The sequence below is a fragment of the Ruminococcus champanellensis 18P13 = JCM 17042 genome (assembly GCF_000210095.1).
In the GTDB taxonomy this organism is placed as follows: Bacteria; Bacillota; Clostridia; order Oscillospirales; family Ruminococcaceae; genus Ruminococcus_F; species Ruminococcus_F champanellensis.
The window spans coordinates 1552868-1577815 of the sequence record NC_021039.1; the positions used below are offsets into that span (position 1 = coordinate 1552868).

Annotated in this window: 25 protein-coding genes, 1 pseudogene and 1 riboswitch; of the genes and pseudogenes, 19 read left to right on the forward strand and 7 right to left on the reverse strand. The window is 55.0% G+C overall.

Annotation, left to right across the window (positions count from 1 at the left end; all coding sequences use genetic code 11):
* The first annotated feature begins 19 nt into the window (after positions 1-19).
* Together RUM_RS13120 and RUM_RS06840 are read left to right on the forward strand one after the other, a co-directional pair.
* Positions 20-2569 (forward strand): RICIN domain-containing protein, encoded by a 2550-nt coding sequence (locus tag RUM_RS13120; protein WP_015558424.1) that lies wholly within the window; start codon positions 20-22, stop codon positions 2567-2569.
* 123 nt (positions 2570-2692) lie between these two features.
* On the forward strand, positions 2693-2878 hold the full coding sequence (locus RUM_RS06840; protein ID WP_015558425.1) for a hypothetical protein: 186 nt from the start codon (positions 2693-2695) through the stop codon (positions 2876-2878).
* A gap of 56 nt (positions 2879-2934) precedes the next feature.
* On the opposite strand, the gene RUM_RS06845 is transcribed toward RUM_RS06840, so the two are convergent.
* Both RUM_RS06845 and trxA read right to left on the reverse strand, forming a co-directional pair.
* Positions 2935-4134 (reverse strand): FprA family A-type flavoprotein, encoded by a 1200-nt coding sequence (locus tag RUM_RS06845; protein ID WP_015558426.1) that lies wholly within the window; start codon positions 4132-4134, stop codon positions 2935-2937.
* Positions 4135-4158: 24 nt separating this feature from the next.
* A complete protein-coding gene (gene trxA, locus RUM_RS06850; RefSeq protein ID WP_015558427.1) occupies positions 4159-4476 on the reverse strand; it encodes a thioredoxin in 318 nt (105 codons plus the stop codon).
* A gap of 272 nt (positions 4477-4748) precedes the next feature.
* Between trxA and RUM_RS06855 the strand changes: the two genes are divergently transcribed.
* Positions 4749-5252 carry an RNA polymerase sigma factor gene (locus RUM_RS06855; protein ID WP_049775524.1) on the forward strand — a complete coding sequence of 168 codons (504 nt, stop codon included), beginning with the start codon at positions 4749-4751 and terminating at the stop codon, positions 5250-5252.
* Complete coding sequence (locus tag RUM_RS06860) at positions 5242-7452, forward strand: hypothetical protein (RefSeq protein WP_015558428.1); 2211 nt, start codon at positions 5242-5244, stop codon at positions 7450-7452. The genes RUM_RS06855 and RUM_RS06860 overlap by 11 nt, the downstream gene beginning before the upstream one ends.
* 181 nt (positions 7453-7633) lie before the next feature.
* Here RUM_RS06860 and RUM_RS06865 read toward each other — a convergent pair whose 3' ends face one another.
* A complete protein-coding gene (locus tag RUM_RS06865) occupies positions 7634-8155 on the reverse strand; it encodes a CarD family transcriptional regulator (RefSeq protein WP_015558429.1) in 522 nt (173 codons plus the stop codon).
* A 225-nt stretch (positions 8156-8380) separates the two neighbouring features.
* Here RUM_RS06865 and RUM_RS06870 point away from each other — a divergent pair, with 225 nt between their 5' ends.
* Positions 8381-8911, forward strand: a complete 531-nt coding sequence (locus RUM_RS06870) for a shikimate kinase (protein WP_041326326.1) — start codon at positions 8381-8383, stop codon at positions 8909-8911.
* Between the two features lie 49 nt (positions 8912-8960).
* Here the strand turns inward: RUM_RS06870 and RUM_RS06875 are convergent, their stop codons facing one another.
* The 3 genes from RUM_RS06875 to RUM_RS06880 all read right to left on the reverse strand — a co-directional run bounded on the left by RUM_RS06875 (position 8961) and on the right by RUM_RS06880 (position 11948).
* Positions 8961-10493, reverse strand: coding sequence for a dockerin type I domain-containing protein (locus RUM_RS06875; protein ID WP_015558430.1), 1533 nt, complete (start codon positions 10491-10493; stop codon positions 8961-8963).
* Positions 10494-10666: 173 nt separating this feature from the next.
* Positions 10667-10810 carry a hypothetical protein gene (locus RUM_RS12910; protein ID WP_015558431.1) on the reverse strand — a complete coding sequence of 48 codons (144 nt, stop codon included), beginning with the start codon at positions 10808-10810 and terminating at the stop codon, positions 10667-10669.
* Positions 10811-10820: 10 nt separating this feature from the next.
* Entirely contained in the window at positions 10821-11948 is a 1128-nt protein-coding gene (locus tag RUM_RS06880; RefSeq protein ID WP_015558432.1) for a sodium ion-translocating decarboxylase subunit beta, read from the reverse strand.
* A 409-nt stretch (positions 11949-12357) separates the two neighbouring features.
* Positions 12358-12460, forward strand: a riboswitch (TPP riboswitch).
* A gap of 72 nt (positions 12461-12532) precedes the next feature.
* On the opposite strand from RUM_RS06880, the gene thiC reads away from it, so the two are divergent.
* From thiC to thiD, 5 genes and pseudogenes are all read left to right on the forward strand, one after another.
* Entirely contained in the window at positions 12533-13843 is a 1311-nt protein-coding gene (thiC, locus tag RUM_RS06885; protein WP_015558433.1) for a phosphomethylpyrimidine synthase ThiC, read from the forward strand.
* A 209-nt stretch (positions 13844-14052) separates the two neighbouring features.
* Positions 14053-14574, forward strand: a pseudogene (thiW, locus tag RUM_RS06890) (energy coupling factor transporter S component ThiW); the annotation flags it as partial.
* A gap of 222 nt (positions 14575-14796) precedes the next feature.
* A complete protein-coding gene (thiM, locus tag RUM_RS06895) occupies positions 14797-15603 on the forward strand; it encodes a hydroxyethylthiazole kinase (RefSeq protein WP_015558435.1) in 807 nt (268 codons plus the stop codon).
* Positions 15600-16250, forward strand: coding sequence for a thiamine phosphate synthase (thiE, locus tag RUM_RS06900; RefSeq protein ID WP_015558436.1), 651 nt, complete (start codon positions 15600-15602; stop codon positions 16248-16250). The genes thiM and thiE overlap by 4 nt, the downstream gene beginning before the upstream one ends.
* A complete protein-coding gene (thiD, locus tag RUM_RS06905) occupies positions 16235-17008 on the forward strand; it encodes a bifunctional hydroxymethylpyrimidine kinase/phosphomethylpyrimidine kinase (protein WP_041326327.1) in 774 nt (257 codons plus the stop codon). The genes thiE and thiD overlap by 16 nt, the downstream gene beginning before the upstream one ends.
* A 70-nt stretch (positions 17009-17078) precedes the next feature.
* Here the strand turns inward: thiD and glgX are convergent, their stop codons facing one another.
* Positions 17079-19181 (reverse strand): glycogen debranching protein GlgX, encoded by a 2103-nt coding sequence (gene glgX / locus RUM_RS06910; protein WP_015558437.1) that lies wholly within the window; start codon positions 19179-19181, stop codon positions 17079-17081.
* Between the two features lie 138 nt (positions 19182-19319).
* Here glgX and RUM_RS06915 point away from each other — a divergent pair, with 138 nt between their 5' ends.
* The 9 genes from RUM_RS06915 to scfB all read left to right on the forward strand — a co-directional run.
* Entirely contained in the window at positions 19320-19673 is a 354-nt protein-coding gene (locus RUM_RS06915) for an arsenate reductase family protein (protein WP_015558438.1), read from the forward strand.
* Positions 19663-19833 (forward strand): DUF6472 family protein, encoded by a 171-nt coding sequence (locus RUM_RS12915; protein WP_015558439.1) that lies wholly within the window; start codon positions 19663-19665, stop codon positions 19831-19833. The genes RUM_RS06915 and RUM_RS12915 overlap by 11 nt, the downstream gene beginning before the upstream one ends.
* 9 nt (positions 19834-19842) lie before the next feature.
* Entirely contained in the window at positions 19843-20325 is a 483-nt protein-coding gene (ybaK, locus tag RUM_RS06920; RefSeq protein ID WP_015558440.1) for a Cys-tRNA(Pro) deacylase, read from the forward strand.
* A 168-nt stretch (positions 20326-20493) separates the two neighbouring features.
* Positions 20494-21324 carry a sulfide/dihydroorotate dehydrogenase-like FAD/NAD-binding protein gene (locus tag RUM_RS06925; RefSeq protein WP_022357629.1) on the forward strand — a complete coding sequence of 277 codons (831 nt, stop codon included), beginning with the start codon at positions 20494-20496 and terminating at the stop codon, positions 21322-21324.
* 49 nt (positions 21325-21373) lie between these two features.
* The gene (gene gltA / locus RUM_RS06930) at positions 21374-22759 is read left to right on the forward strand and encodes an NADPH-dependent glutamate synthase (RefSeq protein ID WP_041326329.1); all 1386 of its coding nucleotides are present in this window, start codon (positions 21374-21376) and stop codon (positions 22757-22759) included.
* Positions 22760-22779: 20 nt separating this feature from the next.
* Entirely contained in the window at positions 22780-23202 is a 423-nt protein-coding gene (gene yajC / locus RUM_RS06935) for a preprotein translocase subunit YajC (protein ID WP_015558443.1), read from the forward strand.
* Positions 23203-23255: 53 nt separating this feature from the next.
* The gene (locus RUM_RS06940; RefSeq protein WP_157864614.1) at positions 23256-23660 is read left to right on the forward strand and encodes a TIGR04086 family membrane protein; all 405 of its coding nucleotides are present in this window, start codon (positions 23256-23258) and stop codon (positions 23658-23660) included.
* Between the two features lie 132 nt (positions 23661-23792).
* The gene (scfA, locus tag RUM_RS12430) at positions 23793-23930 is read left to right on the forward strand and encodes a six-cysteine ranthipeptide SCIFF (RefSeq protein WP_015558444.1); all 138 of its coding nucleotides are present in this window, start codon (positions 23793-23795) and stop codon (positions 23928-23930) included.
* Between the two features lie 102 nt (positions 23931-24032).
* Positions 24033-24948 (forward strand): thioether cross-link-forming SCIFF peptide maturase (gene scfB, locus RUM_RS06945; RefSeq protein ID WP_041326331.1); only part of this gene is annotated, 916 nt, incomplete at its 3' end.

Genomic DNA, 24948 nt, shown 5'->3' on the forward strand with positions numbered 1-24948 from the left:
TCATACGGAGGGAAATGGAATGAAGAATAGATTCAGGCGCCTGACGGCGCTGCTGATGGGCGTGGTGACGGTGTTGTCCGCATCCGTATCCATGCCGCCCAAGATGGATACCAGGGCGGACGCTGCCGGACTCATCAAGGCTTTCCCCGGCGCAGTGGGGGGCGGCAGCTATGCCACCGGCGGCAGAGGCGGCACGGTGGTGCATGTGACCAATCTCAACGACAGCGGCACCGGCTCCTTCCGGGATGCAGTCAGCCAGCCCAATCGGATCGTGGTGTTTGACGTAAGCGGTACCATTGAGCTGAAAAAGGATGTCGTGGTGTCCTCCAATGTGACCATTGCGGGACAGACCGCACCTGGCGGTGCCGGCATCACCTTGAAAAATTACAAGCTGGGGCTTGGGGGCGAAAACTGCATCGTCCGGTTTATCAGCTCCCGGCCGGGCGAGCGGGGTACCAATGCGGACTATGACGCATGGGGCGGTGCCAACGGTGCCAATTCCATTGTGGATCATTGCTCCCTGGGTTGGGCAAACGATGAGCAGTGGGGGTTGTATTCCAAGTGCGACAATCTGACGGTACAGTATTCTGTCATCGGCCCTTCCAATTCCTTCTCCTATCACAGCAAGGGCATTCACGGTTTTGGAATCATGCTGGGTCGTGCCAATGTGACCTGGGATCACAATCTGATCGTACATAACGTATCCCGGAATTACCGGGGCAAGGTTACGGATCAGAATGCTTCTGATTTTACCAACAACGTGATTTATAACTGGGGATACCAGACCGCCTACGGCACCATTGCCCATGTGAACTATGCAGGGAACACCTTGAAACTGGGTCCCTCCACCAATGGGGGCACCCATTATATCCAAGTGTCCAACGATGACAAATTCAAGGTATTCCTGGAGGGGAACCGGATCCTGAACAAGGACGATTCTGTGCGGAACGGGGAGAACGCCAACTGGTCTGCCATCAGCTTCAAGACCGGCAAGAGCGAAGCCACCACCCGGTCGGATTCTCACTTCCCGGTGATGTCCAACGGGGTGGACGTATCTGCTGCCCTGACTCTGGAGTCTGCGGCGGATGCTTACAACCACGTCATTGACCATGCAGGCAATGGCATTACTTCGGATACCCGTACTGCCATCGATCAGCAGGTGGCATACGAGACTCGTACCGGCACCGGTTATCTCACCGGCGCCAGACCTTATTCCGAGGCAAATGATTCCCAGAAGGCGACCATTGATAAGTACAAGATCCAGTGCGGCGTGACTTATGAATACCCGTCGCCGGTTCTGAACAAAACCATTACCGACAGCGACAATGACGGCATGCCGGATGATTGGGAGGTGGCAAGAGGACTGAATCCCAAGGATCCCAGTGATGTAAACGGGGATTACTGTGGACAGGGCTACACCAATATTGAATACTATCTGAATGACCTGACGGTGGATGCATTTCCGGCAGGCGTGGTGACGCTCTCACCGGAAAAGGATCCGGTGAAGTCAGGCGCTGTGATGGACACAGCCCACATCTATCAGTTCCGGAATGTGGGCAGTGGTCTGTTCCTGGAGGTGGCAGGAGGTACTGCTGCAAACGGAACCAATGTGCAGCAGGGCAGCGGCAGTGCCAATGGCTGGATGATGCAGGATGCAGGGGACGGCTACTACCGGATCTGCTCCGAAGTGGGGGACGGCAAGACCTATTACCTGGATCTGGATTACGGCAAGACGGACAACGGCACCAACATCGGCATCTACAGCAATACACAAAGCGATGCACAGCTGTTTAAATTCCTGGATAACGGGGATGGTACCTATACCATTGCCACCAAGCCTACCAAGGATCAGAGCTGTATTGGCATTGCAACCGGCTCCAAGGAGGAGGGCGCCAATGTGGTACAGTGGGCAAGGGATGGCAGTGACAATCAGAAGTGGATGTTGGAGCAGCGGATCGAGCCGCTGGAGGGTACTCTGATCCGGAGCCTGTTGGTGCAGGATAGGGAAAATGATGCAGACTGGTCCATTGTACAGAGCATACAGAACGGAGACCCGGTATTCGGCGACCGGGATGCTGTGTATACGACACTGCCGGCACAGCTTGCCGGGGCGGAATATATCCGCACCGCATGCGATTCCAAAAACAGCAGTTCGGATCTGGCAGTGTTCACCGCCGGGGCGCATATTACCGTGTATACGGCATTGGATAGCCGGGTAACGGCTTTACCTGCATGGCTGAAGGACTGGACAGCCACCGGGCTGACTGCGGAAACTGACAAGGGTGTACAGTTTGTATTGTACAGCCGTCAGGCGGCAAAGGGGGAGCAGATCACCCTGGGCAGCAATGGCCAGTCATCTGGCTGTGTGGGATATGCGGTGTTTGCCGTCGGTGCCAGCCGGCTGGTGGGGGATGTGAATGCGGACGGCGCCTTTTCCATTGCGGACGTAGTCTCCCTGCAAAAGTGGCTCTGTGGGGGCGACCCACTGTCGGATTGGCAGGCAGGTGACCTGAACGGAGACGGTCGGATCGATTCCGTTGATCTTTGTATGATGAAGCGAATGTTGTAAAAGAGTGCCGCCGGAGTGTCTGCTCCGGCGGCTTTTTCTGCGTCTTTGTGCCGGCTGCGGCGACTATGACGCTTTTTGACAATTGTAACAAAAAGCTGTATACCAGAATAAAAAAGCAGGAGAATGCCGATTTTCTTAAGGCAACACGGCACAAACTATGTAGAGCTTGTAAAGCAGGAATGGGACATTGCAACAGGCGGCAGTGTGCTGAGCCTGACCGATGAGGACGGCAAGACCTCTGAGTATCAGCAGGTAACCCGGGAAGAAGCAGCTGATATTATGACATATCCGGCTTCTCTGGTTGGCTGATTTTCGTTCCTGCAAACCAAAAGGGACTGCGTTATGCAGTCCCTTTTTCTGTTTTGTTACAAGGATGCCGCAACCGCATCCGCCAGGGCATCCAGCTCCGGTAGCTGGGCTTCGGTCAATGCGGATTTGATGTGGATCACCGGCTCCAGGATGGTCATGTTCTGCATGGATTCCAGTACCGTGCGCATCTGATTGCCGGCAGTGGCAGCCCAGGTGCCATTGTCCAGCAGCCCGATGGTGCGGTTTTTCAGGCTGTGTGCCTTCAGCTCCAGCAGAAGCGTTTCCATGCAGGGGAAGATCCCGGCGTTGTAGGTGGCGCTGGCAAAGATCAGATGGCTGCACCGGAAAGCTTCTGCCACCAGAAGGGAGGGGTGGGTCACGGACACGTCATACAGCAGCACGTTTCGGACGCCCCGTTCCGCCAGTCGGGATGCCAGTAAAAAGGCGGCCGCCTCTGTATTGCCGTACACGGAGCCGTAAGCGATCATGACGGCGGATTCCTCCGGTGTGTAGCTGCTCCAGTGCATGTACTTGTCCAGGAACCAGCCGATGTTTTCTCTCCAGATGGGACCATGGAGGGGGCAGAGCATTTGAATCTCCAGACTGGCAGCCTTCTTTAGCAGAGCCTGCACCTGGGGGCCGTATTTGCCCACGATATTGGTGTAATAGCGGCGTGCATCCTCCAGCCACTGACTTTCAAAGGGGATTTCGTCCGCAAACAGATTGCCTCCCAGTGCGCCGAAGGTGCCGAATGCATCAGCGGAGAACAGGATCTTGTCGGCGGCGTCATAGGTGACCATCACCTCCGGCCAGTGTACCATGGGTGCCATCACAAAGGAGAGGGTATGTCTGCCGGTGGTCAGAGTATCACCCTCCTTGACGGTCTGACTGCGTAGTGCCGGGAACGCTCCGAAAAACTGTCCGATCATGTCCAGTGCTTTCTGGGTGCATACCACAACAGCTTCCGGATATCGGTGCAGCACCTGTCCAAGGGCGGCGCAGTGATCCGGCTCCATATGGTTCACGATCACATAATCCAACTGCCGCTCTCCCAGCAAATGCTCCAGATTTTCCAGGAACACGTCGCTGACGGACTTGTCCACCGTATCCAGCAGCACGGTTTTTTCGTCCATCAGCAGGTACGCATTATAGGACACACCCCGGGGGATGGGGTAGACGTTTTCAAATAGCGCCAGCCGGCGGTCGTTCCCGCCAATCCAGTAAAGATCCTCTGTAATTGCTCTGTGCTGATACATCGTGTCATACCTCCTGTAATCTGATTATGCCAGTGCTTCGTCCAGTCTTTGCAGCAGTGTCTGCCTGTCACAGTAGCCGGTCATCCGTGCCAGCTGTTTGCCGTTTTGAAAGATCAGCAGCGTGGGAATGCTGTCGATCTGGAACTGCTGCGCCAGAAGCGGCTCCTCATCCACATTGATCTTGCAGACACGGATATCCTGCCGCTCCTGGGCGATCTGTTCCAGGACCGGTGCCAGCATGCGGCATGGGCCGCACCAGGTAGCCCAGAAGTCCACCAGAACCGGCTGCTCTGCATGCAGCACCTGCTGCGCAAAATTATCCTTTGTCACGGTAATTTCCATAAAACATCCTCCTTTGCATGCTATGATGCTATGGTGTGCTTTTTTTCTTATTTTATCACGGAATTTCCGGGAAATCTGTTGCAAAAGCAACACTTTATTGCCGAGGGCGTGTTGCCTTGACAATGCCGGGAAATCCGGGTACAATTGATTTTGAAAAAACCGAAAAAAATTTTGAAAATCGTGAAACCTTTTGATGTGCTGAATCGTATTATGAGTGAAAGCGCTTACGGAATGAATATTCCGTCTTATAAGTCAAAAAAGGGGGCGATCATGTGGAGAATACGCCTGTGCAGCTTCGTGCCCGGTTTGAAGCCGTTGTGCGGGAACACGGCGATGACGTGCTGCGTGCTGCCATGATGCAGCTCAGCAACCGCGCTGACGCAGAGGATGTGGTGCAGGAAACCTTCCTGCGCTATGCCACCTCCGCACCCAGGTTCGTTTCAAAGGAACATGAAAAAGCATGGCTGCTCCGGGTGGCCATCAATCTTGCAAAGGATATGCGCAAAGCCGTGTGGAATCAGAAAACCATGCAGCTGATCCCGGAGCAATGCGGCTGTATTCCGTTCAAGGAAAAGACCACGGATGTGTACGATGCGGTGATGACGCTGCCGGAAAAATATAGAATGGTAGTGCATCTGTTTTACTATGAGGGCTACTCCGTGCGGGAGATCAGTGATCTGACCGGCTTGCGGGAGCCTACTATTAAAACACAGCTGAGCAGAGGAAGGGCATTGCTGAAAGATATTCTGGAAGGAGCTGAATCTTATGCGTTTTGATGACTCTTACAGACAGAAAATTGACCAGATGCATCTGGATGATGCATTTATCGCAAAACTGGCAGACCAGATGACAGAGGCGGCAACAAATCGAGAGCATATAGAAGTCATGGAAATGGATCCGGGGCAGCCCGGCCGGCACCGCAGAAAGTGGGTCAGTGTGGCAGGCACGATTGCAGCTGCCGCCGCGATTATTGCACTGACCGTGAATATGACGCTTCCCATCAATGAGGGCGTTATCCCTTTGACGCCGGGAAGCGGAACGGGTAACGGATCCCTTTCCGACACCAGTCAGGAGCTGACCAGTTCGATTCTGACGGTGCGGGAATACCCCTTTACCGGGACGGCGTTTGCCCTGTATCAGGATATGGAGCATACGGTGGATCCGGAGCAGTACAACAGGCTGGAAAGCCGCATCAACAGTTGGTTCTATTATGATACCGAAATGCCGGACGGGGATCCTGCGTTGCATTTGTCTTTCCTGGAGCGGGTGACCGAGCCTGCCATGCAGGCGTGGCTGATGCAGATGATGACCGGCTTTGACCAGCAGGAAAATGCAAACATCCAGGCAAGCGGTCAGGAGCTTGCGTTTGAAGGCTACAATTATGACGGCTTTGAAACGAAGCTGGAGGAGGCAGTGTTGGGGGAGCAGACACAGGCAGTGCTGCTGACCCCGAATCAGGATTTTACAGAATTGTCCCGGAATTGCCGGAAGATTTCTTATCTGTCGGATGGGGGTGGCACCTTCTGCGCCATGAACGGGGTGGCAAGTGCCGGATACAATCAGCTCTATTATGATGTGCAGGAGGCAGCATATACCACCACTGACAATGAGGTGCACTGGGGCGTGATCGTGTACGAGTACCTGCTGACGCCGGAGGGGACTGTGACGGATGCGTCCACCGGAGATGTGATCGGCAGCTATTTTACCAACGACAGTTATTCTGCCAAGATGGATCTTGCCGATGCCAAATACGGCAGTTACGATTCCGGATACACCTTTGAACTGGAGCAGGGCACTGCGCGCACTGCATACCTGTTTGAACTGACCAGTCCGGATGCCAACGGCGATACCTTCACTTTGTACAACAAGTATCCTCTGGAACAGGAGGGTGCGCTTGTACACGTTCCGAATGATACGGACGATTACACCCAGCTTGAGGATTTTATCTATTACTACGCCCAGCGGGCGGCAGCTATGCCGTCGGTGGAGGATCTGTCCAGGATCACCGCAAAGGACCAGGACTTTCTGGTATGGGCATTGCGGCAGGTAGAATACATGCGTCATATGGAATTGTCCGTTGTCTCCGACTTCACCCTGGAGGAGATCGAACAATATCTGCAGCTTACCTATAATGAGACGATCACACTGCCCAAGGATGCGGATTACGAGCTTCTGGCAAAGATGGCTGGTGTGACCTATCGGGACGGCGTGTTCTCTTGTTTAAACTCCCAGAGCAATATTGAAAAAGGGGGCACGATCCTGGATCGGAACAGCATGCAGGTGACTGAACTGGACGATGGAGCGTTTCTGGTGACGGCGGATGCTTATATGTGTCTTCAGAATCAGTGCTACAGCATGATCGATGAAGAGGCGGCAGGCACTTACCGGCTGGAAAATGGTGCGTATACCGTACAGACTTCCAGTCAGTACGGCTGTCAGCATACCCGGCAGTACCTGTTCCGCATGCAGGCGGTGACGGAAAGTCGGACGGATCTGAAGTTGAACATCCGACTGGAGGATGCGGTGCTGAAGGACAGTGCCATCACCTCTATGCAGATTATTAGCAAGGACGAAATGACCCAGTATCTGTCTACGGCGGATGACAGTCCCTTTGCTGACGATGGCACCGCAGCCAATTATCCCACCACCTCCATCCAGGTGCAGCGGGCATCCGTTTTGCCGAACGGGACGCTCCAGGCTGTGGATCAGCGACTGATCGATACCAAAAATGCGGTAGGCATTGAATACCGCACCGTGACCCGGCACAGCGTGACCCTGAACCTGGATGCCAAGCATGTGGACTGCTATATTTACCGGCATGCAGACGGCAAGCTGGCAGCAGTTACAGCGCCCCAGGTGGCTGGTCAAAGCGCCAGTCGGAAGCTGGATCTGCCTGCGGAGGCGGGGGAGTATACCCTCATCGCAGTGGATCGTACCAATTCCGTCAGCTATCTTTGCCTGGTGCAGGTTGGCTGATCTGAAGGCAGTACCACACCATCTTGGCGGGGGATTGTCTGAACTTGCTTACTTCTCAGGATGACCCGTCAGCCCCATAAGGGCTTGACGGAGTTGTCCTACGTTTTCTCCATCCCATATATACGGACAGCACCGCACAAAGCATGCAATTGCCTTGTACGGTGCTGTCTGTTGTTGGGGATCATGACTCGGCTCGGCTCGTTGTATGGAGCGCTTGCTGTACCAATAGGGGGATTTCTCCGGGCTGCATATGCAGCGCCAGGGCAAATTCCTCGTTGAGTATCTGCTCTGCGCTGTGCAGGGCGGCTTCGTCCGAGGAGGACAGTTTTTTGCCGGCTCGACTTTGTGCTTCCTGCTGGGTGTGCAGGGATTTGACCATTGCAAGCAGCTGCTTCGGGTCATCCTGCCTCAGAATATGATGAAACAGCTCCTTTCTGGCGTTTCGATCCGCACACCACCTGCATGGCAGATCCTGTATGTGCTGAATCAGTTCGTGTACCTGTGGGGCATCCATCAGGGGTCGCAGCTTGGAAGCCGCAGTGAGGACAGGTATATAGTATACTGAATGTGTACCCTCCCGCAGAGGCTCCAGCTTATAATATTCCGTTTCATGTACTCCATCGAAGCATTTTTTCTCCCTGCTCAGGATCCGGCAGATGCCTGTGGCACTGTACATCACCCAGGAGCCGATTTCAAATTCCATGTTCCATGCCTCCGTTTCAACGGACAGTCCCTCCGGTGCCGGAGCGTATGCTGTCCTATTTATATGATACCATATTTTCGCATGGAATGCCATGGACTTTTTGCATAAAACACGTTATTGCATGCTGCGCAAAGATGACAAACAGACGGTGCTGCTCCGTTGCATTTGCCGCCGGGGTGTGCTATAATATGCAGGGCGGAGCACGCCCGGAAAGTAGAGGATAGCATGAGGAACATTGTTTTGATCGGGATGCCGGCAACGGGGAAAAGCACGGTGGGTGTAATTCTTGCCAAGCGTCTCGGCTATGATTTTCTGGATACGGATATTGCCATCTGCAAAACAACCGGCAGACCCCTGCCGGTGCTGCTGGAGCAGGAGGGGGTGGATGGCTTTGTCCGCATCGAAGGACAGGTAGCGTCCGGTCTTACATGTGAGGGCACCGTGATTGCCACTGGGGGAAGCATGGTGCTTTCATCTGGTGCCATGGAACATCTGAAGACAAACGGGGTGATCGTGTGGTTGGATACCCCCTTGGAGGTGCTGCAGGCACGGCTGCCGGAGCATTTATCCGACCGGGGCGTGGTGGCTCCCAACCGCATGACCGTCCGGGAGCTATTTGTACAGCGCCGCCCCCTGTATGAGCAGTATGCGGATATGACCATAGCCTGCAACGGGGATATGGAGCATGTGCTGAACCGGCTGGAACGGGGCGTGGCACCTTTTCTGGATGCGGCCGTGTTGTCCCGATCAAGATAAAGTGATCCCCCGGTGTACGGAAGGAGCCGTATGCCGGGGGATTTTTTGCTTATTTTGTAATGGTGATGGTGTATGCATCGTTTTCCAGGGCGCCCACTGTGATGGTAACCCCCGGATCGATGGACTCGTTCTCGGAACTGTCATACCAGCCAAAGCCGGATACGCTGTTGTTGATTACATCGCCCTGGTGGAAGAAGTTATCCCCATCTGTGTCATTGACGATGCGGATGGCACGGATGCCCACTCCGTCATTGTTGTACTCGGTACCATTCTGGTACTTGAGGTAGGTGTACCAGTAATCCCGCTGGAGGGTGGCGTTGATGTGGTAAATGCGCACGCCGCTGCCGCTGGTCTGCCACCAGGGGAGACCACTGTTGTTGGCCTGGGCACTGGCGTATTCGATCACAAAATATTCGGAGAAATACTGGCCATCCAGTTCCCCGTAGGGAATAATGACGCAGTTGCCGTTCTGGGTCTGTGCGTTGTGCAGGGTAAAGGTCTGGGTGCCAGTGGCATTGTCATACACTGCGATCTGGTCGGATTGATACCAGCCCAGCATCAGCTTGGAGAAGGCACCGAAATCAGAGGATGCGTCCGTATCCATCAGTTCAATGCCGGCAGCGCCGTGCATGCCTTCGCTGTCCGTGCCCCAGTACAGGTAATAATCCGGCAGACCCATGCAGTGCCCCATTTCGTGGAGATAGCTGCTGACAAAGTTCTTATAGTCAGTTTCGCTTTCAATCTGGGCATTGCCCGTGATAATGTGGCCGATCGCCATGCCGTCTACCCGGTAGCTTTCGTCTCCGAATGCACCGGCGCAGGGCCACCAGTCCGTATCCCCTGCAGCGGTGGGCACGGTGAACAGCGTGGCATCGATCTTGCCGTCTCCGTTGCCGTCAAATTTGGTGAAGTCCTCGCTGTCCTTGAAGGCTTCGTAGCACTCCTTTGCCAGCTTTACCTTATCAGTCCCGTATGCGGAGGCGTTTTCCCTGGTGGTATAGCGGAAGGTCTTTCCGCTCAGTTCCATAGCCCCCTTGGAGGAGCGGCTGTAGAAGGCACGCATGCTTTCAAAAGGATAGATGGCGCTTTCCGTACTCTCCGGTCCAAAGGCAATCTGATCGATGTATTCGGCGGAGGGATCATAGGTATACTGGCAATCCGGGAAGTCTACATAGAAGATCACCAGCTCTGCCTCTCCCTGGGAGGGGAGGGACGCCTTGACTTCCTTGATGGGCGCATTGATAAACTGCGCATCCGGAACGTCGATTTCCTCATAAATGCCGATTGGCTCTGCAAAGCCCAGACAGATGCGCTTGATATACGCCAGGTCAAAGCCGTCTACGGTGCCGTTTGCGTCAGCATCCGCATTCAGCCCGTATTCCGCCGTCAGCGGCTGGGCATTGGTCAGGTGCTTGGAGAGGATCACGGCGTCCGCAATGGTTACGGTCTGATCCTGGTTCAGATCTCCCCGGTAGCCCTTGAGGACGGCTTGCTTTGCCGCTGAGGACGAAAGTCCCGGCAGCATGGCGGCTGCGCAGACAGTAGCCAGCAGCCCTGCATGGATGCGATGGATTCTGTTCATGTTTTCCCCCTGTTCTGTGCGTAATGTATGCACATTTTGTTAACAATACAATTATACTAGTATTTTCATAACATGTCAATATACTTTTGTGACTTTCGCAATATGTTTTTAATCCGTACAGAAAAGCCGCCCGGAATGGCTTCCGGACGGCTTTGTGCGGGGGCAGTATCGTTTCAGTTCTTTTTTTGATCTGAGTCGGACACAGCCCGAAGCAGGATCATCGCCAGAATAATCACACCAGTGACAATGAAAATGCCTGCCATGCCCTTGCCCATAATGGGCAGTGTATCCAGAAACGCCTGTACATTCAAACTCATTTGTTTCACCTCATCCCAGCATATTCAGCAGCAGTCCGCCCGCAATGACGGATGCGATCTGTCCGGAAACGTTGACCCCCACCGAGTGCATCAGCAGGAAGTTTTCCGGATCCTCTTTCAGTCCCATTTTGTGTACCACTCTTGCGGACATGGGGAACGCAGAAATGCCGGCGGCACCGATCATAGGATTGATTTTCTTTTCCTTGGGCAGGAACAGGTTGATGATCTTTGCTACCAGCACGCCGCCGGCGGTGTCAAAGATGAATGCCACAAGCCCCAGACCGATGATCAGCAGGGTGTTCAGAGTCAGGAAATATTCCGCCTGCATTTTGGTGGCGATGGTGATGCCCAGGAACAGAGTCACCAGATTGGACAGCACCTTTTGCGCCGTTTCCGACAGGGAGTTCAGTACACCGCATTCCCGGATCAGATTGCCGAACATCAGAAAGCCGATCAGCGCCACGCTCCGGGGAGATACGATGCCAGTGATCATGGTGATGATAATGGGGAACAGGATCTTGGTGCGCTTGGAAATTTTCCGCTGATGATAGGGCATCCGGATCAGCCGTTCCTTTTTGGTGGTCAGCAGCTTGATCACCGGGGGCTGCACCAGGGGAACCAGCGCCATGTAGGAGTATGCGGCAACCATAATGGCGCCGATGTACTTGGAGTGCATGTAGTTGGCAACGAAAATGGATGTGGGACCGTCCGCAGCACCGATGATGCCGATGGATACTGCATCCTTCACGTCAAAGCCCAGCAGGGACGCCAGACTGAAGGTGAAGAAGATGCCGAACTGGGCGGCGGCACCGAAAATCATCAGCTTTGGGTTGGACAGCAGAGGCTCAAAGTCGATCATGGCACCGATCCCCACAAACAGCAGCAGGGGGAACAGCTCGTTGGCGATGCCCGCCCCGAACAGTACGTCTATGACGCCTACCTCCTCGGTTCCGTCGTAGATCTGAGTGACGGCGCCGGACAGGGGCAGGTTTACCAGAATGGCGCCGAACCCCATGGGCAGCAGCAGAGTTGGCTCCATGTCCTTTTTGATGGCAAGGTAGATCAGACAGCCGCCGATCACCCACATGACCACCTGCTGCCAGGTAATGTTGGTCACATTTGAAAAAAGCTCCAGCATAAAATTCCTCCTTTTTTGAGGCAGTATCCCCAGAGCCATCCGGGATGCCGCCTGCAGCAGCGCAAAAGAAAAGACCTTCACCGAATGCCGGAGCAGTGCCGCAGCTGCTGTGCGGTACTGTGCCGAGAAATCCGATAAAAGTCTTACTGTTTCAGTCAGAAGCGGGCTTCGTGCCAGATTGCCGAAGCCGTGTATTGACGCCAAAGACACGGGCAGATGCCCGCCAGTTACTCCCCTTTATGCGTGTTGCTACTATATCAAAAGCATTATAGCATATCGTGCTGCATTTTTCAACCCCGGCAACGAAAAAATTGTTCTCTCACACTTTTGGGGTATGCTCTTGACAAAGGGCGAAAAAGGGCGTATAATGACACTGTTGCCGCAGAGCATGCGGCGTATTCTGAAATCAAATGCAAAATAGGGGAGCTGGACAAGATTCGGCTGAGAGGAAGTATGCTTCGACCCGACCTGATGCGGATAATGCCGCCGTAGGGATTTTTTGCTTTTCTCATGAAACAGAAAGCAGAATGTATCGGGAAAGGCAGATACATTCTGCTTTTTTATTTTGCAGGAAAGAGGAAGCTATGATGTATCATACACAGATGGAAGCTGCGAAAGCGGGGGTCATCACCGAAGCCATGGAAATTGTGGCAAAGAAGGAACGCATGGAGCCGGAAAAGCTCCGGGAGCTGGTTGCGAAGGGCTGGGTTGCCATTCCCGCAAACATCAACCACAAATCCCTGTCTCCGGAGGGCATCGGTACCGGTATGCGCACCAAGATCAATGTGAATCTGGGCATTTCCGGAGACTGCAAGGATTATGACGCTGAGATGGAGAAGGTGAAAATGTCCATTCGCTACGGGGCGGAGGCCATCATGGATCTGTCCAACTACGGCAAGACCAACACCTTCCGCAAGAAGCTGATCGAGATGTCCCCTGCCATGATCGGCACGGTGCCCATGTACGACGCCATCGGCTATCTGGAAAAGGATCTGTTGGAGATCAAGGCGGAGGATTTTTTAAAGGTGGTGGAGGCGCACGCCAAAGAAGGCGTGGACTTTATGACCATCCACGCCGGCATCAACCGGCGCTGCGTGGAAGCTCTGAAACGGGACAAGCGGACGATGAATATCGTATCCCGGGGCGGCTCTCTGCTGTTCGCCTGGATGGAAATGACCGGAAATGAGAATCCCTTCTATGAGCATTTTGATGAAGTGCTGGATATTTTATATAAGTATGATGTGACCGTCAGCCTGGGTGACGCACTGCGTCCCGGCTGCATTGATGATTCCAGCGACGCAGGGCAGATCTCCGAGCTGATCGAGCTGGGTGCTCTGACCAAGCGGGCATGGGACAGAAACGTCCAGGTCATGATTGAGGGGCCGGGGCATATGGCGATCAATGAAATTGCCGCCAATATGCAACTGGAAAAGCGGATCTGCCACAATGCCCCCTTTTATGTGCTGGGGCCGGTAGTGACCGATATTTTCCCGGGATATGACCACATTACCGCAGCCATCGGCGGTGCCATTGCTGCCTCCAGCGGCGCAGATTTCCTGTGCTATGTGACGCCGGCAGAGCATCTTCGGCTGCCGGATGTGAATGATGTGCGGGAGGGCATTATGGCCACCAAGATCGCTGCCCATGCGGCGGATATTGCAAAGGGCATTCCCGGCGCAAGAGAGCAGGACGATCTGATGGCGCAGGCACGGCACAAGCTGGACTGGGAGGAAATGTTCAAGATCGCAGCGGACGGAGAAAAGGCACGGCGCTACTTTGAATCCGTTCCGCCCCAGGATCGGCATTCCTGCTCCATGTGCGGCAAGATGTGCGCTGTCCGTACCACCAACATGATCCTGGAGGGCAAGAAGGTCACATTCTGCTCTGAAAAATAAGAGCAGCAACTGAATGCCGGGCATCATCCTGCCCGGCCCGTCAAAGGGGGAGCGCCCTGGGGCGGTAAGCTATGCGAGGGAGCCTGTGGAACAGGCTGAGAGGGTATTGAAGCGATGCTTCCATTACCGACCGTCAAAGGGGATCCCTCTGTGCATAGCTTGGGCTTGTACAGTGGAATCCGAAAATCTGTACAAGAAGGATGAGAAACATGAAAACAACACACAAAAGCAATCTGATGAAACTGGTTATGCTGGCAATGCTGGTGGCCATCGGCGTGGTGATCTCCCCGATTCTCCGGGTGGAGGGCATGTGCCCCATGGCGCACTTTATCAACATTGTCTGCGCTGTGCTGCTGGGTCCCTGGTATTCCCTGCTGTGCGCCGTGCTGATCGGCATCATCCGCATGGCCTTTATGGGTATTCCGCCGCTGGCACTGACCGGTGCGGTTTTCGGTGCATTCCTGTCCGGCATGTTCTACCGGCTGTCCAAGGGGAAGCTGATCGCCGCCTTTCTGGGTGAGGTGTTCGGCACCGGCATCATCGGGGCTATTGTGTCCTATCCGGTGATGACCTATCTGGTGGGCAGAACCGGGCTGACCTGGTTTTTCTATGTGCCCTCCTTCATCAGCGGCACCCTGATCGGGGGCAGTCTTGCCTTTGTGTTCCTGCGGGCGCTGGCGAAAAACGGACAGCTTGCCCGGTTTCAGACCGCTTTGGGCAGTGTGTCCTACGCAGTCTCCTCCGATGTGTGGAGCAATGCGGTTGGTATTGCGGCACTGGGGCTGATCGGCTATCTGGCATCGGTGGTTTTGCTGAAAATGCTGCTGAAGCTGTCCGGCACCTGGGTGACCGTTGTGCCCTATGCGCTGGTGGGTGCGGCATTGCTGGCGGCTGTCATTTATCTGATCCGGAATCGGAGTCAGCTGCGGCAGCAGGCATAAGGGAGGCTTTTCATGAAGAAGCGGATTTGCATGCTGCTGGAGCAGCTCCGGCAGAAGCAGCCTCTGGTACATTGCATCACCAACCCCATTTCCATCAACGATTGCGCCAATGCTCTGCTGGCAGTTGGAGCAAGACCCATGATGGCGGAGCATCCCCGGGAGGTGGCGGGTATCACCGCCCATGCCGGGGCGCTGCTGCTGAATCTGGGAAACATTACGGATGTGCGGATGGAGTCCATGCAGCTGGCAGGGCAGGCAGCCATGCAGGCAAAGGTACCGGTGATCCTGGATCTGGTTGGGGTGGCATGCTCCGATTTGCGGCGGGAATTTGCCCTGCATTTGCTGGAGCAGATGCATCCGGCGGTGCTTCGGGGAAACCGAACCGAGATCCGTGCCATGCAGGAGCAGATTCATGCGGATGGCGTGGACGTGTCCCGGGAGGATGCAGCAGATACGGGAGCGTATCTCAATGCCGCCCGGCAACTTGCCGCTCGGTATGACACGGTGGTGCTGACCAGCGGCGCTGCGGATGATGTGACCGATGGACAGAAGCATGTGCGTGTGCTGGGAGGCACGGAGCTGCTTTCCCATGTGACCGGCACCGGTTGTATGCAGGGGGCTTTGATCGCCGCTTACCTGGCGGTGGGTGCGCCCCTGGAGGCGGCAGTGTGCGGTGCAGCCGTGTTGGACGCTGCCGCTTCGGCAGTGTTGCCGGGTGTATCCGGTCCGGGCAGTCTCCGCAGCGCCCTGGCGGACGGACTGTGGAATTTGTCGCCGGAACAGCTTTGTAAGTATTGTGAAATCGAGGAACAGCTATGAAATTTGACCCCACATTGTATTTGGTAACCGACAGCAGTTTGTATGAGGAGGACGCATTTCTTTCCGTCATAGATGGGGTGTGCAGCGCCGGTATCACTCTGCTGCAGCTGCGGGAAAAGGAACGCTCTACCCGGGAATACCTCCGACTGGCACGGGTTGTCCGGCAGATTACTGACCGGTACGGGATTCCTCTGATCCTGGATGATCGGGCAGATGTGGCTGCTGCATGCGGCTGTGCCGGGGTGCATGTCGGGCAGGAGGATCTGCCTGTGGAGGATGCCCGGCGGATCCTGGGAGCGGACAAGATCGTGGGAGCAACGGCGAAAACCCTGGAACAGGCGAGGATCGCCTATGCCCAGGGGGCGGATTACCTGGGCTGCGGTGCAGTATATCCCACCACCACCAAGGTGCGCACGGTGTTGACTCCTGTGGAAACCATCCGGCAGATCTGCGAAAGCGTGCCCATTCCGGTGAATGCCATCGGGGGATTGAACCGGGGGAACCTGGAGATACTGCGGGGCGTGCCCATCCGGGGCGTTTGCGTGGTGTCCGCCATCATGAAGGCAGCGGATCCGGCACTGGAAACCCGGCTGCTGAAGGAAGCCGTCCGGACACTGCTGGAGGATGCACCGTGCGCTGCGCATTGACCATTGCCGGTTCGGATTCCGGCGGCGGCGCTGGGATCCAGGCGGATCTGAAAACCTTTGCTGCCCATCATCTGTACGGAGCATCTGTCATTACCGCAGTGACTGCCCAGAATACTCTGGGGGTACGGGAAAGCTATCCGCTGCCCCCGGAGATTGTGGCGGCACAGCTTTCCGCCGTGCTGGAGGATCTGCATCCGGCAGCCATCAAAATCGGCATGCTGGGGAATGGGGACATCGTCCGGACTGTCAGCCGGGTGCTGGCTCAGTATCCGGATGTCCCGGTGGTGCTGGATCCCATCATGCTGTCCACCTCCGGACACCCCTTACTGGATCCGGAGGGAGTATCCGCCATGGAGCAGCTTTTGTTTCCACGGGCAGCTCTGATTACCCCCAATCTGCCGGAGGCACAGGCATTGACCGGCTTGCCCTTGTCGGATTTGCATGCTGTAAAGGCAGCGGCACAGCTGCTGTACCGCACCTATGGCTGCGGCGTGCTCATCAAGGGGGGGCACAGTGCCGGAGAGCCGGTGGATGTGCTGTATGATGGCAGTCTGCATGTTTTCACCGGGAAGCGTATTCCCGGCAGGGATGTGCACGGCACCGGCTGTACCCTGTCCTCCGCCATTGCGGCAGGGCTTGCACAGGGCATGGCGCTGCCGGAGGCGGTACAGGGGGCGAAGCGGTATCTGTCCTGTGCCATGGAGAGTGCCTTTTCCGTTGGATGTGGCGCTCCCGTGCTGAATCATTTTCTATCATAAAAAACGACCCGGAGGGAATATCCCTCCGGGTCGTTTGCTGTATCATACGCAAGTTTTGCACGGTGACGGATCAGGTTCCCTTCACCCGGGCATAAGCCACGATCACGGAACGAGGGGCAGCCCAGATGTTGGTGCAGCCCTCCCAACTGCTCTGGGTCTGGTAAATGGGGGGATCCGCATGGGGCAGGGCGGTGTTGCAGGCAATGTGCCAGTACAGATGCTCCGGCAGATCCGGCATCTGGATCTTCTGGTTTTCCCAAAAGGTGTTGATGCCCAGGAATACCATATCGTCCGCTCCGGTTTTCGGATGCTTGCCGGAAAAGAGAATGCCAATGACCCGGGTATCCGGGTGACAGTCTGTATGCCAGGGAAATGCATTGTGAATGCTGACGGCGGGGAAGTTGGTGCTTGCCGGTTCCAGATTTTCTGTAATGCAGGGGTGTGCCTTCCGCAGAGCGATCATATCCCGGCAGAACCGGAAGATTTCCTGATTTTTCTCCAGCAGGGACCAGTCCAGCCAGGATACTTCGTTGTCCTGACAGTAGGGATTGTTGTTGCCGAACTGGGTGTTGCAGAATTCATCTCCCGCAAGGAACATGGCTGCACCCCGGCTGCACAGCAGGGTGGCAAAGGCGTTCTTGATAAGCCGCATGCGCAGTGCCCGGATTTCCTGATTGTCCGTGTCTCCCTCAGCGCCGCAGTTCCAGCTGTTTCCACAGTTGTCCCCGTCCGTATTGTTCCAGCCGTTGGCTTCGTTGTGTTTGGTGTTGTAGGCGTACAGATCATACAGGGTAAAGCCGTCGTGACAGGTGAGAAAATTGACAGAGGCATTGTCCCCCCGGTATACCGGGTCGTACAGATCCGTAGAGCCGGTGATCCGGTTGATGGCTGCCTGCGCCATGTCCGCATCTCCCTTTAAGAAGCAGCGCAGATCGTCCCGGTATCTGCCGTTCCATTCCGCCCAGCGGCGCAGAGAGGAGAAGCTGCCCACCTGGTACAGCCCGCCGGCATCCCATGCTTCGGCGATCAGCTTTACCTTGCTGAGTACCGGGTCATAGGCAAGATTCCGCAGCAGGGGCGGATTCCGCATGGGAGAGCCGTCCTCGTTCCTGCCCATGATGGCTGCCAGGTCAAACCGGAAGCCGTCGATCCGGTATTCCGTTGCCCAGTACCGGAGACAGTTCAGGATGAACTGCTGCACCACCGGGTGGTTGCAGTTGAAGGTGTTGCCGCAGCCGCTGAAATTGAAGTAGCTGCCGTCCGGCGTGAGCATATAGTACACGTTGTTGTCGATGCCCTTGAAGCTGAAGGCGGAGCCCTGTTCATTGCCCTCTGCTGTGTGGTTGAACACCACATCCAGGATCACTTCAATGCCGTGTTCATGCAGCACACGGATCATCTGCTTGAGTTCATTGCCCTCCCGGTTGTATTCGTTTTCGGAGCTGTAGCTGGTGTTGGGAGAGAAGAAGCTGACGGTGTTGTAGCCCCAGTAATTGTACAGGGTTTTGCCGTCAATGACTCTGGCATCCTCCAGCTCGTTGAATTCAAACACCGGCATCAGCTCCACTGCATTGATTCCAAGCGCCAGCAGATGGGGCAGCTTCTCCAGAATGCCGGCAAAGGTGCCCGGATGGGCAACGCCGGAAGTGCTGCTCCGGGTAAAGCCGCGGACATGCATTTCATAGATGATCAGATCCCGCAGGGGGAGCTCCGGACTGCGCATATCGCCCCAGTCAAAGCTTTCGGTAACCACCCGTGCGTGATACTGGTGATCGTTTGCGGCATTTTCGCCCCATTCATGCTGACCGGTGACGGCTCTTGCGTAAGGATCCAGCAGGATCCGTTCCTTGTTGAACAGCAGTCCCTTCCGGGGATCGTGGGGGCCGTCCATCCGGTAGGCGTACTCAAATTCCGTAATATCCAGCCCGAACACGATGATGGAGAACACATCTCCGATCCGGTAGGAGTCCGGAATGGGGATCACTGCATAGGGGGTCTTTTCCTTCCGGTGAAACAGCAGAAGCTCACAACTGGTGGCGTTGGCGGAGGAAATGGTAAAGTTGACTGCATTGGGCATTGCGGTTGCCCCCTGGATCAGGTGATTGCCTGGACGTACCGGAAAACCGCTGATGGTATCCACGGGGATCAGGGGCATGTTTGTAATGACTGCCATGTTTATCTTCCTTCTTTGATTGATATACCCTTTTATTATAAGCGAATCCCGGAAAAAATGCAAGCGGCAGGGATATCCGCTTGCGGCTGGGGAAAAAGTGTGCTATAATGGTGTCGACAGAAAGCAGGGAGGTAGCATATGAAAATTCAGATATTCGGAAAGGCAAAAAGCTTTGACACCAAGAAGGCGGAGCGGTATTTCAAGGAACGGGGCATTCCCTTTCAGTCGGTAGACATTCTTCGGAAGGGGCTGAGCCGGGGCGAACTGGACAGCGTGCTTCGGGCAGTGGGCGGTCTGGAGGCGGTGATTGACGATACGGCAAAGGACTACTGCATGATCAAATATCTGCTGGAGGATGCAAAGCTAGAAAAGCTGATGGAGCAGCCCAGCCTGTACCGCACCCCCATCGTCCGCAACGGCAGACAGGCTACTGTGGGCTACTGTCCGGAGATATGGAAGCAGTGGGAAGAGGCGGAGCGTCATGCAATGTGAAAGCTGTGTCTATTATGTATATGATGAGGAGCTGGACTGCTATAGCTGCCTGGTAGAGCTGGACGAGGACGAATACGGCAGATTCCTCCGGGGAGAATGCCGCAGCTGTCCCTATTACCGGCTGGATGATGAATACGGTGTGGTCAGACACCAGATGTGAGGGATCAGAATGGGAAAAGAAGTAAAGACAAATGCGATGCGGATCCTGGACAGACTGAAGCTGCCCTATACGCTGAACAGCTACGAGTGCAAGGAGTTCATTGACGGGGTACACATTGCGGATATGCTGGGGCAGGATCCTGCCCAGTCCTTCAAGACCCTGGTGTGCAGCGGCAAGGGGGGCGGCTATTATGTATTCGTACTGCCGGTTGCCCGGGAACTGGATCTGAAAAAAGCCGCCCGTGCAGTGGGCGCCAAGGCGGTGGAACTGCTGCCGGTGAAGGAGATCAACGCTGTCACCGGATACATCCGGGGCGGCTGTACTGCCATCGGCATGAAAAAGCAGTATCCTACGGTGATCGATCAGTCTGCCGGGGAATTTGACCGGATCATCATCAGCGGCGGACGCATCGGCAGCCAGATTTTTCTCGCACCGGACGATTTTATCAAAGCCACCGGAGGCAGTTACGGGGATATTCTTGCGGAAATGTAACTCCATTCCGTTTTTGCATGATACGGCACTGGGTTTTTTCGAAAAATGCTTGCAAGGCGACAGGGAATATGGTACAATATTATGATGCAGGGCGGAGTTACAGCATCCCTCTGTGAAAAAACGGGAAAGGAGAAAGGTCTGCGTATTCACGCAGGTCATACTTAAAATATGTTCCGAATTGTTCAGAAAAGAGTACTCAATGATGCGGTAGTACTGATGGAATTTGAAGCCCCTTACATTGCCAAGAAGGCACAGGCAGGGCAGTTTATTATTTTCCGCATCGATGAGCAGGGGGAGCGGATTCCGCTGACCATTGCTGATTACGACCGGGAGAACGGCACCATCACAATCATTTTTCAGATCGTGGGCAAGTCCACACAGCATCTTGCCACCCTCAACGAAGGGGATACCATTCTGGATCTGGTAGGGCCGCTGGGAGTTCCTACCCACCTGGATCCGGATGTAAAGCGGGTATGCGTTGTGGGGGGCGGCGTAGGCTGCGCCATTGCATATCCCCAGGCCAAGGCGCTCCACAGTAGGGGCATCTATGTGGACGTAATTGCCGGCTTCCGCAGCAAGGATATTGTGATCCTGGAGGATGAGTTCAAGGCTGTGTGCAATGAACTGGTGCTCTGCACCGATGACGGCAGCTACGGCAAGAAGGGCTTTGTGACCAACGCCCTGCAGGAGCTGATCGATGCAGGCAGAAATTATGACGCTGTCATTGCCATCGGACCGGTGCCTATGATGAAGTTTGTCTGCAAGGTAACAGAGCCTTATAATCTGAAGACCATCGTATCCCTGAACCCCATCATGATCGACGGCACAGGCATGTGCGGCGGATGTCGGGTAACAGTGGGGGGCAAGATTCGCTATGCCTGCGTAGAGGGCCCGGATTTCGACGGCCACCAGGTGGACTTTGACGAGCTGATGCGCCGTAACGGCACATACAGAGAATACGAGCAGCACTGTCGGCTGATGGCACAGGCTGAAAAATAATCGGAAAGGAGCATATATGGACAGGCTCTGCCCATATTGATAGAAAGCTATGGCTAACATGTCTTTAAAGAAGGTGCCTATGCCGGAGCAAAAGCCGGAAGTGCGGGCACGGAACTTTCAGGAAGTAACCCTGGGCTATTCCAAGGCAATGGCAATGGAGGAAGCCTCCCGCTGTCTGAACTGTAAGAACAAGCCCTGCGTGTCCGGATGCCCGGTGGGAGTTCGGATCCCGGAGTTTATTGCATGTGTTGCAGCAGGGGATTTTGACAAGGCGTATGACATCATCACCTCCACCAACGGTCTGCCGGCGGTCTGCGGTCGTGTATGTCCCCAGGAGCATCAGTGCGAGAGCAAGTGCGTTCGGGGCATCAAGGGCGAACCGGTGGGCATTGGTCGACTGGAGCGCTTTGTAGCGGATTACAAGATGGAGCAGGGAAATACCAAGGTTGAGGTTCCTGCCTCCAATGGACATAAGGTAGCGGTAGTCGGCGCAGGCCCCAGCGGTCTGACCTGTGCGGGGGATCTGGCTCGGCTGGGCTATCAGGTTACCGTATTCGAGGCATTCCACGTTGCCGGCGGCGTGCTGATGTATGGCATTCCGGAGTTCCGTCTGCCCAAGGCCATTGTACAGAAGGAGATCAAGACTCTGAAGGCACTGGGCGTGAACATTATGACCGATATGGTGATCGGCAAGGTGTTGTCCGTGGATGAGCTGCTGGAGGATGGCTACGAGGCGATTTTCATCGGCTCCGGTGCAGGTCTGCCCCGGTTCATGGGCATCGAGGGCGAGGCACTGGTAGGCGTTTGCTCCGCCAACGAGTATCTGACCCGGATCAATCTGATGAAGGGCTATCTGGAAGAGTATGATACTCCGGTCATCAAGTCCAAGCGGGTCGCAGTGGTGGGCGGCGGCAACGTTGCCATGGACGCTGCAAGAAGCGCAATGCGTATGGGCGCTGAGCATGTATACATCGTGTACCGCCGTTCCGAGGAGGAGATGCCTGCCCGGAAGGAGGAGGTACATCACGCCAAGGAAGAGGGCATTGAGTTTTTGAATCTGAACAATCCGGTGAAGATCATCGGAGACGAAAACGGCAGAGTCTGCGCCATGGAGTGCATCCGCATGGAGCTGGGCGAGCCGGATGAAAGCGGACGTCGCAGCCCCATCCCGGTGGAGGGCTCCAACTACAATTTGGAGGTGGATACGGTAATCATGTCCATCGGCACCTCTCCGAATCCTCTGATCCGGACTACCACTTCCGGTCTGGAGGCAAACAAGCGGGGCTGTCTGATCGTGGACGAGGCTATGTGTACCACCAAGGAAGGTGTGTATGCCGGCGGTGACGCAGTGACCGGTGCAGCAACGGTAATCCTGGCCATGGGTGCCGGCAAGACTGCTGCCCAGTCCATCGACAAGTACATTCAGAACAAGTAAAATCAACGAGGAGGAACAGTATGTTTACGAGTTTGCACACATTCGCAGCTGAACAGAGTGCCACCAGCGGTGGTGCGTATGGCTTGGTGGGGATCCTGCCCTGGGTGATCGTTCTGGTTGCGCTGTACTTCATTATGATTCGTCCGCAGCGCAAGAAGGAAAAAGAGACTATCCGGATGCGCTCCAATATCCAGATCGGTGACGAGATTCTGACCATCGGCGGCATTGTAGGCATCGTTGTGCGCAAGGGCGAGGATACTGTAGTCATTGAAACCGGCGGCGACCGCAGCAAGCTGCGGATCCGGATCGAGGCTGTGCAGGAAAATCTGACTGCACAGGAGGAAGCGGCTAAGGAGAAGAAGGAAAAGCAGAATGCCAAGCTGACCCCCGGCGCACCGAAAAAGGAAAAGCCCAAGAAGGAAAAGAGCGAATCCGAGGAATAAGCCCTTGCATCCATGCATATGCTCAAACAGCATAGGACATGGAGGGCATGGGTATGAGCCGACGAACACGCAGAGCAGCTCCGTGGTATCGCAAGTATTGGCTTGCGATTGCCGGGGGGCTGCTTCTTTGTATAGGCATTCTCAGCTTGGGGGCATTGGCTGCATCTCTGGCGGATCTGCCCCGGTGGGTGATGAACAGCCTGGTGCTGGCAGCGCTGGGCTGCGGCGCATATCTGACCGGCTTACTGGCAGGGCGGCGCCACCGTCGGCATGGGCTGCGGAACGGGGGACTGCTGGGGGTGCTGTTGGGAATCTGCGTGCTTGGGATCAGTACAGCCTGTACAGGACATGTACCGCATCTGCACGCTTTGGTGCGGCTGGTGTGGATGGCGGTCTGCGGCGGCGCAGGGGGCGTACAAGGCGTCAATCAGAAGCAGCCAGGGGTGCCGGAGGAGTAGATTTCATACTTTCTGTATATCTGAGTCGAGATTCTACATATTTTTATTATTTAATGATTAGAAAAGGGTTGAAATGTCGCGGATCCTGTGATATAATAGATGTAAATTCTGATGAGATTGGTGGAGGTTAGTATGAAACACATTCAGACAATCAATAAGGCAAACCTGAAGGAAACTGCAAAGAAGGGCGGCTGTGGCAAGTGCCAGGCATCCTGTCAGTCTGCTTGTAAGACTTCTTGCACAGTTGCAAATCAGAAGTGTGAGAAATAATTGATTCAAAAAATGAGCGTGATGAAAAGGGGCAGCAGTGTCCCTTTTCATTTTATCAGCAGATTTATGCCGCTGCCATGCGGCGGAACGGGGTAACTGGATATGATACACAAGTTTAAACTAAACGGATTCAATATTGTGCTGGACGTGAACAGCGGCGGTGTCCATGTGGTGGACGAGCTGACCTACGATCTGCTGGACAATGTGCAGCCGCCCTTTGCACCGGAATGTCCCCAGGAGGTTGTCAGCAAGCTGACCCGGTTCTATGCGCCGGAGGATATCCGTTCCTGCTATGAGGAGATCCTGGAGCTGTACAAGGACAAGATTCTCTTTTCGGAGGATGATTACGAGAAATTTGCCAAGTATTCCGTTGCAGCACCGGTCAAGGCCATGTGTCTGCATATTGCTCATGACTGCAACCTGAGATGTGAATACTGCTTTGCATCCACCGGTGATTTCGGCAAGGGTCGGAAGCTGATGCCCTTGGAGATCGGCAAAAAAGCCATTGATTTTCTTCTGGAGCAGTCCAGGGATCGGGAGACTCTGGAGCTGGACTTCTTTGGCGGTGAGCCTTTGATGAACTTTGATGTGGTCAAGGAAGTGGTGAAATACGCTCGCAGCAAGGAGCAGGAATACGGCAAGCGGTTCCGCTTTACCATTACCACCAACGGCATGCTGCTGACGGATGATAAGATCGACTTCATCAACAAGGAAATGTCCAACGTGGTGCTGTCCCTGGACGGTAGACGGGAGGTCAACGACCGGGTGCGCAAGCGTGTGGACGGTACCGGCTGCTACGACCGGATCCTGCCTGCGTTCCAGAAGCTGGTGGCACAGCGTGGGGATAAGGATTACTATGTGCGGGGCACCTTTACCAAGTACAATCTGGATTTCTCCGATGATGTGTTCAGCCTGTATGATGCAGGCTTTGACCAGATTTCCGTGGAGCCGGTGGTCAGTGATCCTGCAAAGCCCTATGCTCTGACCGAACGGGAGCTGTCTGATATTTTCTGCGAAT